The organism is Nocardia sp. NPDC019323 (assembly GCF_044389845.1).
Taxonomy (GTDB): domain Bacteria; phylum Actinomycetota; class Actinomycetes; order Mycobacteriales; family Mycobacteriaceae; genus Nocardia; species Nocardia implantans.
Genome location: NZ_JBIRYN010000012.1, coordinates 11,666 through 24,207, shown reverse-complemented (window position 1 = coordinate 24,207; position 12,542 = coordinate 11,666). Strand labels below are relative to the sequence as shown.

At 69.0% G+C, this 12,542-nt stretch carries 12 protein-coding genes; 6 read left to right on the top strand and 6 right to left on the bottom strand.

All coding sequences use genetic code 11. The annotated features are described in order from the left end of the window. Window positions 1-17: 17 nt before the first annotated feature. On the top strand, window positions 18-611 hold the full coding sequence (locus ACH49X_RS30295) for a TetR/AcrR family transcriptional regulator (RefSeq protein WP_195082466.1): 594 nt from the start codon (window positions 18-20) through the stop codon (window positions 609-611). Here ACH49X_RS30295 and ACH49X_RS30290 read toward each other — a convergent pair. Together ACH49X_RS30290 and ACH49X_RS30285 are read right to left on the bottom strand one after the other, a co-directional pair. Then, window positions 608-1,501, bottom strand: coding sequence for an Abi-alpha family protein (locus ACH49X_RS30290; protein ID WP_195082467.1), 894 nt, complete (start codon window positions 1,499-1,501; stop codon window positions 608-610). The two genes, ACH49X_RS30295 and ACH49X_RS30290, sit on opposite strands and share 4 nt — an antisense overlap. Continuing rightward, on the bottom strand, window positions 1,492-2,766 hold the full coding sequence (locus ACH49X_RS30285) for a hypothetical protein (protein ID WP_244891732.1): 1,275 nt from the start codon (window positions 2,764-2,766) through the stop codon (window positions 1,492-1,494). The genes ACH49X_RS30290 and ACH49X_RS30285 overlap by 10 nt, the downstream gene beginning before the upstream one ends. A gap of 240 nt (window positions 2,767-3,006) precedes the next feature. On the opposite strand from ACH49X_RS30285, the gene ACH49X_RS30280 reads away from it, so the two are divergent. Further along, window positions 3,007-3,885 (top strand): Abi-alpha family protein, encoded by an 879-nt coding sequence (locus ACH49X_RS30280; RefSeq protein WP_323124158.1) that lies wholly within the window; start codon window positions 3,007-3,009, stop codon window positions 3,883-3,885. Between the two features lie 412 nt (window positions 3,886-4,297). Further along, a complete protein-coding gene (locus tag ACH49X_RS30275; protein WP_323124169.1) occupies window positions 4,298-4,873 on the top strand; it encodes a nuclear transport factor 2 family protein in 576 nt (191 codons plus the stop codon). A gap of 1 nt (window position 4,874) precedes the next feature. On the opposite strand, the gene ACH49X_RS30270 is transcribed toward ACH49X_RS30275, so the two are convergent. Beyond that, window positions 4,875-6,518 (bottom strand): peptide chain release factor 3, encoded by a 1,644-nt coding sequence (locus tag ACH49X_RS30270; protein WP_195082468.1) that lies wholly within the window; start codon window positions 6,516-6,518, stop codon window positions 4,875-4,877. A 303-nt stretch (window positions 6,519-6,821) separates the two neighbouring features. Between ACH49X_RS30270 and ACH49X_RS30265 the strand changes: the two genes are divergently transcribed. Together ACH49X_RS30265 and pth are read left to right on the top strand one after the other, a co-directional pair. Continuing rightward, window positions 6,822-7,424, top strand: coding sequence for a 50S ribosomal protein L25/general stress protein Ctc (locus ACH49X_RS30265; RefSeq protein ID WP_357103761.1), 603 nt, complete (start codon window positions 6,822-6,824; stop codon window positions 7,422-7,424). After that, complete coding sequence (gene pth, locus ACH49X_RS30260) at window positions 7,390-8,004, top strand: aminoacyl-tRNA hydrolase (RefSeq protein WP_350906490.1); 615 nt, start codon at window positions 7,390-7,392, stop codon at window positions 8,002-8,004. Before ACH49X_RS30265 ends, pth begins: the two co-directional genes overlap by 35 nt. Before the next feature lie 140 nt (window positions 8,005-8,144). Here pth and ACH49X_RS30255 read toward each other — a convergent pair whose 3' ends face one another. After that, window positions 8,145-9,788: a fatty acyl-AMP ligase gene (locus tag ACH49X_RS30255; RefSeq protein WP_195082470.1), complete on the bottom strand. Its 1,644-nt coding sequence runs from the start codon at window positions 9,786-9,788 to the stop codon at window positions 8,145-8,147. A gap of 99 nt (window positions 9,789-9,887) precedes the next feature. Next, on the bottom strand, window positions 9,888-10,559 hold the full coding sequence (locus tag ACH49X_RS30250; RefSeq protein WP_195082651.1) for a 1-acyl-sn-glycerol-3-phosphate acyltransferase: 672 nt from the start codon (window positions 10,557-10,559) through the stop codon (window positions 9,888-9,890). A 106-nt stretch (window positions 10,560-10,665) separates the two neighbouring features. Here ACH49X_RS30250 and ACH49X_RS30245 point away from each other — a divergent pair, with 106 nt between their 5' ends. Further along, window positions 10,666-11,226: a TetR-like C-terminal domain-containing protein gene (locus tag ACH49X_RS30245; protein ID WP_357208023.1), complete on the top strand. Its 561-nt coding sequence runs from the start codon at window positions 10,666-10,668 to the stop codon at window positions 11,224-11,226. 13 nt (window positions 11,227-11,239) lie between these two features. Here the strand turns inward: ACH49X_RS30245 and ACH49X_RS30240 are convergent, their stop codons facing one another. Beyond that, window positions 11,240-12,430 (bottom strand): aminotransferase class V-fold PLP-dependent enzyme, encoded by a 1,191-nt coding sequence (locus ACH49X_RS30240; protein WP_357103754.1) that lies wholly within the window; start codon window positions 12,428-12,430, stop codon window positions 11,240-11,242. Window positions 12,431-12,542 lie beyond the last annotated feature (112 nt).

Sequence of the window (12,542 nt, the reverse complement as noted above, 5' to 3'; positions counted from 1 at the left end):
CGCTATAGAATTGCGCCATGAGCACGACGACCCGAGGGCGGCCGCGGTCTTTCGATCGGGACGCGGCGCTGGAGAAGGCCATGCGGCTGTTCTGGGCCCGCGGGTACGAGGCCACCTCGATCGGCGACCTGACCGCGGCCATGGGCATCGGCGCGCCAAGCCTGTACGCGGCGTTCGGCGACAAGAAGACGTTGTTCACCGAGGTGGTGGCGAATTTCGGCGCGCGCTACGGCGGATTCGTCGCGCGGGCGCTGGCCGAGGAGGACACCGCGGACGCGGCGGTCCGGCGGATCCTGCGCGAGGCCGCGACGGAGTACACCCGGCCGGAATGTCCGCACGGCTGCCTGGTGATCAGCGCGGGCGTGAACACCACCAGCCCCGAGATCGCCGATTTCCTGCGCGAGCTGCGCAATCGGAACATCGACACGTTCGCCGCACGCATCCAGGCCGACATCGACGCGGGCGTGCTGCCCGGCCATCTCGACGCGCGCGCACTGGCCCGCTACGTCGGCACGGTGATGCAGGGCATGTCCCAGGCGGCGCGGGACGGGGCGAGTCGCGCCGAACTCCAGCGCGTCGCCGAGATGGCGCTGCGCGGCTGGGCGACCTAGTGGCCCGAGGCGCGTCCGTCCTGCACGACCACCGGCAGGCAGGTGCGCACGAAGTCCGCGCCGAAATCGGTGAGCACGACGCTGCGGTAGATCACCTTGGTGCCGAAGCCGGAGCGCTTCAGCATCTCGCGCACCGGTGACTGCGCCTCCAGCAGCTGATACCGGTTCGGGTTGCCGACCGGCTCGCGCGCGTGCTCGATCAAGCCGAGCCTGCGCAGGTTGGTCAGATACTGCTGGATCCGGTTCGGAAAGCGCAGGCCGGCGTGCTCGCCGATCAGCGTGAGCATCGAGCCGAGGCGTTCGGAGCCGAGCGCGCGCGGGCGGCCGGTGCGGATGTCGATCGAGGGCTGCGGCCCGTCCAGATGCAGGAAGCGCAGGATGCGCGCCTCATCCGGGGTCAGCTCGCCGAGCATGCCCGCGAAGGCCGGGTGGTTGTCGTCCTCGCCGTGCGGACTGGCCGACAACCGCAGCAGCGCGGCGCCCTGTTCACGCAGCGTCGGCACCGCCTCCTGCGCGGCCGGTTCCGTGGCCGCGGGCATCCCGAGCGCCTTGCGCATCGCGTCGCGAACCTCGGACTCGGCTTCGGCCAGCACTTCTCGCGGCGGGGCTCCCTCGATGCTGCGCCGCACGACGGTCGAGGTGACGCCGACCGCGGTGCCGACGCCCCAGGACGTCACCCCCGTGACCGCCGTCCACGCGACCCGTGCCACACCCGTGGCGGCGCGCACCGTGGCCAGGGGAACCGTTACCCGTCTTGATGATTCGTCGGTGTGCGCGATATCCGAAGCCGGCCGCCGGGCGATCTCCTGCGATGGCTCGGCATCCGCCGTCGCCGCGCCGAGGTGCTCGACGGCCTCGATATCGCCGTCGTCCGGACCCGCTACAGCCATGATGTCGCCACTCCCGTTCCGAAGATCAGGATATGAGCGTATCCGGCGAACAGCCCCAACACGCCGCCATGGACGAAAAGGAGCCATTCGTCCTGCTTGATGGCCGCGCGCAGCATGTCGACGAAGTCCGGCGGCGACAGCATCGCCATCTGCCGCGCGATGTACTCGTTGATCTGCCTGCCCTGGCGGACGTTGAATTCCGGGTCGGCGAACGCGATCGGCGCGATGGCCATGGCTTCGCTGGTGAAGGTCGACTGCAGCGAGTCGTATTCGCGGCTGCCGAGCATGAACTTGACCGCGGGGCGCGCCGGCCCGAGCGCGCGGTCGGCGGCCGGGCGCAGCGTGTCCTCCAGCATCTGCATGGTGCGGTCCGAACGCGGGCCGTTGAGCAACTCGTCGCCGATATTCGCCACGGTGATCACCTGGCTGGAAACCAATTCCGCGTATCCGTCGGTGATTTCGGACTTCCGTTTGATCAGCAGGCCCTGCCGCCACGGGACCCACCACTTCGGATATGCGGGCGCGAAGATCATATTGATGCCGATCCAGTTGACCACCCAGCCGATGATGACGCCGCCGATCGGCAGCACCGCCAGACTGGGCCAGCCGGTCAGATGCAGGACTGCGACCAGCAACACGCCCATCGGCGCGCCGAAGTAGAAACCGAAGTTCTGCATGAAACGCAGTTCCTTCGCGCCGAGCACCTGGAACAGCGTGTTGAGCAGATGCGGCCTGGCCTGGAAGTAGCGGATCACCATCTGCTTCACGTCGAGCAGCTGATCGATATTCGCGCCCAATTCCTCGGTCAGCTCGCGCAGGATCTCCGGCAGCTGCTGGCGCACCCTGGCGTGCACCATGTCGCGCACCTGGGCGGGCAGGTTGTACCAGAGTTGCGGGTGCTCGCGGCGCAGGATGTCCTCGACGATGTCCTTGATCTGCACGTCGGCGATGCTCGCGAGATGCTCGGCCAGCTTGTCGGGCTCGAGCTCCCGGTAGAAGTCCGAGACGCTGCCCAGTTTGGCCAGGCCCTTGTCGACCGCGATGCTGGCCATCTTGTCCGCGCGGGACGGGACGATGCCCTGCCACCCGAACCGGCCGTCGTAGCTGAGCAGCGGCAGGACCTGAATTCGCTTGGGAAGGAAGGGATACAGCGCGCGCAGGCCGGGAACACGGACGCCGTGGAAGGCGACCGGCTTGAACAGCATGAGCACGCCGGTCCAGTTGGTGATGTAGCCGATCACTCCGGTGAAAAGCGGTATGGTCACGAGCTCGAGGAGGATCGTCGGGTGGATTCCGAAAACACTCTCTAACACGACACCCTCCTGCCGATACACCGGTGATCGCCGCCTCACCGGCACCCAAAACTAGCACCCCCTCGGCGAAGAAACCTTATTGCGCGCCGTGTGCCGGTCGCACTGTCCGAGTCAGACGGTGCGAATGCCCCGCCACCCAAGGGGAAGTAATCTGTGGGACGGATTCGTTCCCCCGGCGATATCGGAGAAAACGTGGCAGACGACAGGACCGGACAGGACGTGGCGCGGCCAGGTTCCCGCGCCGTCGAGCGCAGTTCGGATGTCGAACAGCGGCAGATCAGCAATGAGGCCCGGCTGATCCGCGGCGTGTTCCGCGCGGCCGGAGTGGCTGCGGGCACCGTCGTGCGCGGGAGCCAATGGGCGGTCGGCACGACCTATGAGGTCACCAAGGAGATCACCCAGGCCGCTCTGGACGGGGAGTCCTCGGCGGAGATCGCCGAGCGGACCGGGAACGCGTTGCGCTCCATCGCCCGTAGCGCGCTCGGCGTCACCGAGGGATCGGTCCGGGAGATCGTCAGCTATGTCCCCACGTCCAACGGACCCACCTCGCAGCAAGCGCTGGCCGTCGGGCCGTACCTGCGCTCGGCGAGCACGGAGGAGTTGCGCCGCCGCGGCGACGCGCTGCTGGCCAGGTCCGCCGACGTCTACTTCACCGAGGACGTGCACCCGGCCTACGACCGCATCCTCGACGAACTCGCGCCCGACGAGGCGCGCATTCTGCGCTTCATGGCGCTCAACGGCCCGCAGCCGTCGGTCGACGTGCGTACCAACCGTCCACTCGGCATCGGTTCGGAACTGGTGCAGGGCGATCTGACCTCCGTGCCCGAGCAGGCGGGGGTGCGCTACCCGGACCGGGCGCGGTCCTACCTGATCAACCTCAACCGCCTCGGGCTGACGCTGACCTCGGACGACCCGGTGGTGCTGAGCCGGTACATGGTGCTCGAGGTGCAGCCCGTGGTGGAGGCGGCGCTGAAGAAGGCGGGCCGGGCGCCGAAGATCGTCCGCAAGAGTCTCCGGTTGACCGAGTTCGGCGAGGACTTCTGCCGCACCTGCTTCACGATCAACAGCTGACGTCCCCGAAGTTGATCTTCGTGGGAATGTTGCGGCTCGTCGTGATAGCAATCTGATACAACTCTCCCAATCCGGCACTCGGGATGGGATTGTTGAGAGTATGGATCAGCGAACCGGCGGGCAGGGGCGCGGCGACCCAGGGTTGGGCATCGCCGGGCAAACGCGTAACGACCGGGGCAAGGGTCCCGGTAATCCGCAGCGCGACGACTCGGGATTTCCCCCGGGCCGCCAGGAGCGCGGCGGGGTGGACATAGATTCGAGCGGGCCGGAGCCCGAGGAGCGAGACATCGATCCGGCCGCTTCCGGGCCGAGCCGCGGTCAGCGGGCGGCGAGCACCGGCGAACGCGATCCGGGCGACCGGCGTTCCGACGACCGGCCGCGCTTCGACGCGGGGCCGATCGACTTCGGGCGGGTGCGAGACGATCCGCGGTCGGCCCGCGGTCGCGACGAGGGCCGCGAGCCCGACGACGTATCGGCGATCTCGCGGCTGAAGTACCGGTATCTGCGCACCCTCGACACCAAATCGTGGGATGACTTCGCCGACACCATGGTGCCCGAGGCGACCGCCACCTACAGCGAATACCTCCAGTTCGAATCGCGCGAGGCGTTCATCGCGTTCATGCGCAACACGCTCGGGCCGCACGTGATCACCGAGCACCGCTGTGATCACCCCGAGATCGATGTCGACGGCGACACCGCCACCGGCACCTGGTACCTCGCCGACACGGTGCTCATTCCGGGCCACAACATGCTGCTGCGCGGCGCGGCGTTCTACACCGACCGCTACGTGCGCTGCGACGACGGGCGGTGGCGGATCTCGCACACCGGCTACGAACGCACCTATGAAGTGGTGCTGTCCCTCAGCGATCTGCCGAGCCTTCGCCTGACTTCCAGCCGTTGGGGCCTGATCGCCAAAGAGGACGGCATCTCATCGATCGAACGCGACCCCGGCACCGCGCCGCCGCGACCGGAGTCCGAGGCCGGCTGACTCAGTCGGCGGTAGCGACCAGGGGCTCCAAGGTGAGCGCCGGGTGCTCCTTCTCGATGTATTGCAGCCGCCACTTGTCGCTGAACAACGCCAGCAGCGCACCGTCTGAGCGAGTGAACACCTCCACCCCGCGCTGGCGCCCGAGTTCGTCCGCCGACGCGGCGTCGGTGCGCCGGGCCAGCGTGTACCCGAGGTGCTCCATCGTGGTCTCGACGTTGAACTCCGCGAGCATGCGCGCGGTCACCACTTCGAACTGCATCGGGCCGACCGCGGCCAGCACGGGGGAGGCGTCGCCGCGGATGTCGTTGCGCAGCACCTGCACGACGCCTTCGGAATCGAGCTGGTCGACGGCCTTGCGGAACTGCTTGTACTTGCCCGCGCTGCGTGCACGCAGCACCGCGAAATGCTCCGGGGCGAACGACGGGATCGGCGGGAACTCCACCTTCTTGTCCACGAACAACGTGTGCCCTGGAGCCAGCGCCGTCGCGTTGACCAGGCCGACGACGTCACCCGGGTAGGCGGTGTCGACGGTGGCGCGCTCACGGCCGAACACGGTCAGCGCGTACTTGGTGGCGAACGGTCGCCCGGTCTGCGCGTGGGTGACCACCATGCCGCGTTCGAATTCGCCGGACACGATCCGCATGAACGCCAGGCGGTCGCGGTGGGCGGCGTCCATGCCCGCCTGCACCTTGAACACCACCGCGCTGAACGGGTCACCGGTCTCGCGCGGCTTGCCGTCGATGTCGCGCCGCGGACCCGGCGCCGGCGCGAGCGCCACCAAGGTCTCCAGCAGCTGCCGCACGCCGAAGTTCAGCATCGCCGAGGCGTAGATGACCGGCGATGTCTGTCCGGCCAGGAACAATTCCTGGTCGTGGTCCTGGCCGGTGGCCGAGAGCAGCTCGCTCTCCTCCGCGGCGGTGCTCCACGCTTCTCCTTCGCGCGCCTCGGCGGCTTCGGGCGTGAGCGACTCCTCCGGCGCGATGGTGGCGCCGCCCGCGGTACGGGTGAAGTGGATGTATTCCAGCGCGGCGCCTTCCGGGCCGCGGCGCAGGAGGCCGCGGAAGTCTCCCGCGATACCGACCGGCAGGAACAAGGGGGTGGGGGTGAGCCCGATCCGCTCACTGATCTCGTCGAGCAGTTCCAGCGGCGCGCGGCCCGGCCGGTCCCACTTGTTGATCACGGTGATCACCGGGATGCCGCGGTGGCGGCAGACCTGGAACAGCTTCAGCGTCTGCGGCTCCAGGCCCTTGGCCGCGTCGATCAGCATCACCGCGGCGTCGACGGCGGTGAGCACCCGGTAGGTGTCCTCGGAGAAATCGGAGTGGCCGGGAGTGTCCACCAGGTTGATGACGCTGTCCACGTCGGAGCCCGCGGCACGGTAGTTGAACTGCAGCGCGGTGGAGCTGACCGAGATGCCGCGCGCCTTCTCCATCTCCATCCAGTCCGAGACGGTGGACTTGCGCCCGGCCTTGCCATGGATCGCGCCCGCCTCGGAGATCATCCTGGCGTGCAGGGCCAGCGCCTCGGTGAGCGTTGACTTGCCCGCGTCGGGATGGGAGATCACCGCGAACGTGCGCCGGCGGGCTACCTCGGCGGATAACCCACGGGATGCGGGCGCGACAACACCCTCAGGGGAGGCGCTCAACGCAAGACAACCTTTCGCAGACGACCGATCGGCAACCACGCCAGCGTACGCGACGCGCTCGAGCGCGAGCCGAACCGCCGGTGACCACCCGATTCAAAGAGCGCCTCTGCGCTGGGGTATGGTGTTCGGGTTGTCTCGGCGAGGGTGACCGCAGACCAGTTTTGCGACACCGTGATCGACGCGGCGCGGCTTCCGGCCGTCCCTGTTCGGTCTTCGCCCCGACGAATAGACCATCCGTCAGGTGTGCAGCACCCCTGACGTGTAACTGACAGCCCCGGAAGAGCCGTAGGAGTAGATCCAGTCATGTCCGACGTCAACCTTCTCGAAGCAGCCGTACGCACGGAGTTCGGCAAGGGCGCCGCGCGCCGCACCCGCCGTGCGGGCAACGTCCCCGCCGTGCTGTACGGCCACCAGTCCGACCCGCAGCATCTCTCGGTGAACGCCCAGGCCTTCGCCGCCATCCTGCGTGAGCACGGCACCAACGCGGTGCTGAACCTGGTCATCGACGGCAAGAAGCAGCTCGCGCTGACCAAGTCCGTCGTGGTGCACCCGATCCGCCGCTACATCGAGCACGCCGACCTGCTGATCATCAAGCGCGGCGAGAAGGTCACCGCCGACGTGAACGTCACCGTCACCGGCGACGCCGCCCCCGGCACCTTGGTCACCCAGGAAGCCACCACGGTCTCCGTCGAGGCCGACGCGCTGAACCTGCCCGAGGCCATCGAGGTCTCCGTCGAGGGCGTCGAGGCGGGCACCCAGATCACCGCGGGCGAGCTGCGGCTGCCCGAGGGCGTCAGCCTGGCCGCCGATGCCGAGACCCTGATCGTCAACGTCATCGCCGCCCCGGCCGCCGAGCCCGTCGAGGGCGAGGGTGCGGCCGAGGCCGAGGGCGAGAGCGCTGAGTAGTACCGAATCGTCCGCCGGGCCCGCGCTCGTCGTCGGACTGGGCAACCCCGGTCCCGAGTACGAGCGCACCCGGCACAATGTCGGTTTCCTGGTCGCCGACGTGCTCGCCGAGCGCGTCGGCGGCCGTTTCGGTGTGCACAAGAAATCCGGCGCCGACCTGCTGCAGGCGCGGCTGGACGGGCGTCAGGTGCTGATCGCCAAGCCGCGGTCGTTCATGAACCTGTCCGGCAGGCCGGTGGCCGCGCTGGCGAAATTCTTCTCCGTGCCGCCGACCGAGGTGATCGTCGTGCACGACGAACTCGACCTGCCGTTCGGCGCGATCCGCCTCAAGCGCGGCGGAGGTGAGGGCGGGCACAACGGTCTTCGCTCCGTTTCCAGCGCCCTGACCACCAAGGACTACCTGCGCACCCGGATCGGCATCGGCCGCCCGCCGGGCCGCCAGGACCCGGCCGATTACGTGCTGAAGCCGTTCTCGGCGCCGGAGCGCAAGGAAGTCCCCGTGATCGTCGAGCAGGCCGCCGACGCGGTGGAACTGCTGCTGCGCGTGGGGCTGGAGACCGCGCAGAACCAAGTGCACTGAGCCGGGAACGAGCCGGCCTTCGCCAACGCTCGCCGTGGGGGAGCGATCGCGCTGCGGCGTCCCGGCCGCCCAACCCGTCGGACGGGCGGGGCGACGCCAGGGCGGCCGCTGACAAGCGGTTCGGTGACCGGTGCTCCGGATCACAGATGGATCGCGGTCGCCGCCCTGCGCAGTTTGCCGGAGGACGTCTTCGGCAGCGCCCCCGGGCCGAGCACGGCGACGGTGCGCGGCCGTGCGCCGACCTCGGCGAAGACCGCGTGCACGATCTCGCGCTCGATGCGCTTGACCTCTTCGGGATCCTGGTGGGAGCCGCTCTCCACCACGACCGCGAAACTCTCCCGCTTCTGGCCCGCGTCCAGGCGCACCGCCACCGCGTTGCCGGGCCGCACGCCGTCCACCCTGGCCGCCGCGCGCTCGATATCGGTGGGGTAGATGTTGCGGCCACCCATGATGATCACGTCTTTGATCCGGCCGCACACCACGATCAGTCCCTCGTCGGTGAAGTAGCCGATGTCGCCGGTGTCCAGCCAGCCGTCTTCGTCCTGGGCCGATTGGAATCCGTCCACCGTCAGGTACCCCGAAGTGACTGCGGGACCGCGCAATTCGATCACACCCACCGAACGGGCCGGGAGCGGTTGACGTTCGCTGTCGACGATCCTGCCCTCCAAGTTGTCGACCAGGTAGCCGAGGGTGGGCAATCGCCGGATGTTCGCCGGTTGGCCGTGTTCCTCCGGAACCGGCACCGCCTTGCCGATCGCCTCGAGCAGGTCGGCGTCGATCACGTCGAGCACCTGTCCGTGTCCGGGATCGGGGATCGACACGGCGAGCGTGGTCTCGGCCATGCCGTAGACCGGGGTGAGCGCCATCGGGTTGAGGCCGAAGCGCTTTCCGGCGTCGGCCAGCGCCTCCATGGTGTCCGGGTCCACCGGTTCGGCGCCGTTCCACATGTACCGCACACTGCTGAGGTCGAACGCGCCGTCGTCGGCCTGCCGCAGCCGCCTGGCCAGCAGCGAGTAGGCGAAGTTCGGTGCGGCGGTGACGGTTCCGCGGTACTTGCTGATCAGCTCGGCCCACAGCAGCGGCCTGGTGAGGAAGTCCAGCGGCGTCACGCACACCACTTCGGCGCCGATTTGCATGGGGACACTGAGGAATCCGACCATGCCCATGTCGTGGAACAGCGGCAGCCAGCTGACCATCACGTCATCGTCGAGCTGGAACTTCACCCGGTCGAACATGGCGTAGGCGTTGACGAAGAAGTTCTGGTGCGTGATCCGCACCGCCTTGGGCGAGCCGGTCGAGCCGGAAGTCAACTGCTGCAAGGCGATATCGTCCTCGGCGGTGGGCACCGGGTCGATATCGGGGCCGTCGGGCAGCTGGTCGATGCGCACGACGGTGATGCCGCGTTCGCGCAACAGCGGCTCGGCCGCCTCGAACGGCGCGCCGAGCACGACCGCGCGCGCCTGGATCATGGTCAGCACGGTTTCGGTGTCGCGCGCCCAGACCACCAGGTCGGTGCGCGGAGTCGGCTGATGCAGCATGGTGATCGACGCGCCGCGCATCCAGACGGCCTGGCAGGCGGGCGCGATGTCGACCGGCATGCCCGCGAGCACGCCGACCGCGTCACCGTGCCCGATGCCTGCTTCGGCCAGCCCGCCCGCCATGCGCCGGGCGATTCGGTGGATCTCGGCCCACGTGCGCCGCAGCGGGGCGCCGGGCTCGCCGGTCACCAGTCCGCGCTCGGAGGTCTGTGCGGTCGCGTACATCTCGTCGGTGAATCTGCTCAAAGTCCCAACTCCTCCATCACCCACCGTTGCCGGGGACCGGCCTCCCCCAACTATCACGCCATAGTGGCTCAGCGTTAACCCCATTTCCAGGGGCGCAGGTCAGGGGCGCGAAACAGCCGCCGGAAAGGTTGCGGCGTAACGATCGACGTAGCAGCGTCCCGAGCGGGCGGCCAGTTCGCGCATCAACTCGTCGGTCGCGGCGCGCACCTGGTGACGCTGCGCGGCGGGGGGATAACGGCGCTGCGCGCCGAACGCGATGCGCACCTTGCCGAAACGCAGCAGGCGGCTGCCGCGCGGATTCACCCGATCGGTGCCGGAGATGGTCACCGGAACAACGGGCGCGCCGGTGGCCATGGCGACCCGCAGCGCGCCGGTGCGGCCGCGATAGATCCGCCCGTCGGGTGAACGGGTGCCTTCGGGATGAATCGCCCAGACCCCGCCGTCGGCCAGGATGCGAGTGGCGGCGGCCAGCGCGGCGGCGGCCGCGTCACCGCCGGTCCGATCGACCGGCACCTGTCCGGAGACCGAGTAGAACCAGCGGTTGATCCGGCCGCGCAGACCTTTTCCGGTGAAGTACTCCTGTTTCGCCAGGAACGTGACGCGCCGTGGCACGACCAGCGCGAGGTAGAGCGAGTCGATGACGGCGAGGTGGTTGGCCGCGATGATCACCGGCCCGGTGCGCGGAATGTTGTCCAGTCCTTCGACCACGGGCCTGCCGAGCAGCCGCAGCAGCGGACCGAGCAGGACGTACTTGAACAGCGGGTACCACACGACGAAGACCTCCAGGAGAGTAAGCGTAGACATTGTCTACCCGATCTCGTAGACAGTGTCTACGCCCGGGTGCGGTGGCGCGGCGGCAGCTGTGGACAATGTCCACATGGCCGAGAGCGAGTCGCTGCGAGATCGACTGGTCGACGTCGGCGTCGATCTGCTCGAAGAGGTCGGCGCCGCCGGGCTGGGACTGCGGGCGATCACCAGGGCCGCGGGCGTTTCACATGGTGCGCCGCGGCGGTATTTCCCCACCCATCGCGCACTGCTGGCCGCCATCGCCGCGCGCGGGTTCGCCGACCTCGCGGACCGGTTCGCCGCGGTGGACGCCGGGGCGGCGCGCGACCGTCTCGCCGGGATGAGCGCCGAGTACATCGAGTTCGCGGCGCGGCGGCCGGAGATGTTCACCTTGATGTTCCGTCACGACCTGCTCGAAGGCTCCGGCGAGAATCTGCGGTCGGTCAGCCTGCCGCTGTTCGCGCGGTTCGCCGAGCTGGTCGGCGCGGCGGCGGGATCGAGCGCGATCGACCCGCGCCACCGTGCGATCGCCCTGTGGGCCAATGTGCACGGAATCGCCACCGCGCGGGCCAATCGCAGCCTGCGTTTGGTCGATCCGGAAGCGGACGCCGCGGCTCTGGTGGCCAGGGCACTGGCCGTGCACCTGGCCTGAGGTTCCCGGCGGCTCAGGCTCGCAGCCGCGCCACCGCGTCGACGAAGCGGTCGAGTTCGTCGAAACCGACGAAGCAGTGCGGCGAGGCGCGCACGACGGAGGCGAGGCCGCGGCCGGTCATGTCGAGCAGGGTGGAACTCGCGTGACTGACCGTGACGGTGATGTCCTGCGCCAGCAGCCGGTCGCGCACCGCGACGGGCTCCACGCCGTCGACGGTGAACGACACGATGCCGCTGTGCCGGATGCCGAGATCGCGCACGGTGACGCCGGGAATCTCCGGCAGCGCCTTGCGCAGGTGCTCGGCGCGGGCCGCGATCGCGGCGTAGACGTTCTCCGGGCCCAGCTCGAGCAGATAGCGCACGGCGGCGCCGAGGCCGAGGCGGGCGGCGACGTCGCATTCCCAGAACTCGAAGCGACTGGCGTCCGGCGCGAGCCGGTAGTCGTGCGGGCCGGTCCATTCCGCGCTGTGCAGGTCGAGCCGTCCTGGTTGCATCGAACGCGCCAACTCCGGCCGCACATACAGGAAACCGGTGCCGCGCGGGCCACGCAGCCACTTGCGGCCCGTGGCCGACAGGGCGTCCACACCCAGCTCGGCCACGTCCAAGGGCAGCTGCCCGGCGGACTGACAGGCGTCCAGCAGCACCAGCGAGCCGACCGAGTGCGCGATCCTGGTCGCCTCGGCGGCCGGGTTGACCAGTCCGCCGTTGGTCGGCGCGTGCAGCACCGAGACCAGCTTGACCCGTTCGTCGACCAGCGCGGCCATGGCGTCGAGGTCGATCTGCCCGCTGCCGTCGCTGGGGATCCTCTCCACCGTGGCGCCGGTGGCGCGGGCGCGCTGCAGGGCGGCGATGGCATTGCTGGCGTAGTCCGCCTCGGAGACCAGGATGCGGTCGCCCGGCGCGAGCGGGACCGAGTAGAAGAAGTCCGCCCAGGACCGGGTGGCGCTGTCGCTGAGCGCGATGCTCTCCGGCTCGGCGTTGATCAGCGCACCGATCGCGGTCTTGACGTCGGCGAGGTCGTCGAGCCGCTCGTTCGCGGCGCGGTAGCCACCGATCTCCGCTTCGCGCCGCAGATGCGCGACGACGGTGTCGGTGACGACCCGAGGCGGCAGCGACGATCCGGCGCTGTCGAGGAAAACGGGTCCGGGTTCCGGCCCGGATGAGCATCCGGGAGTGTCGGCTCGTACGCGGGCGTCATCCAGCATGGAGCCGACCTTATCGGGTGAATTGTTCGGCTTCATGTCGGTTTCTTGTCGGTCGCCATGGCTACGCTGGATGGATCGCCGCATCGGAATTCCGGCCGGGGAGTGGAATACC

What these genes read in the sequence shown, in the direction of transcription:
- ACH49X_RS30295 (WP_195082466.1), top strand. Translation starts at nt 18, where the DNA reads ATGAGCACGACGACCCGAGGGCGGCCGCGGTCTTTCGATCGGGACGCG.
- ACH49X_RS30290 (WP_195082467.1), bottom strand. Translation starts at nt 1,501, where the DNA reads ATGGCTGTAGCGGGTCCGGACGACGGCGATATCGAGGCCGTCGAGCAC.
- ACH49X_RS30265 (WP_357103761.1), top strand. Translation starts at nt 6,822, where the DNA reads ATGTCCGACGTCAACCTTCTCGAAGCAGCCGTACGCACGGAGTTCGGC.
- ACH49X_RS30245 (WP_357208023.1), top strand. Translation starts at nt 10,666, where the DNA reads ATGGCCGAGAGCGAGTCGCTGCGAGATCGACTGGTCGACGTCGGCGTC.
- ACH49X_RS30240 (WP_357103754.1), bottom strand. Translation starts at nt 12,430, where the DNA reads ATGCTGGATGACGCCCGCGTACGAGCCGACACTCCCGGATGCTCATCC.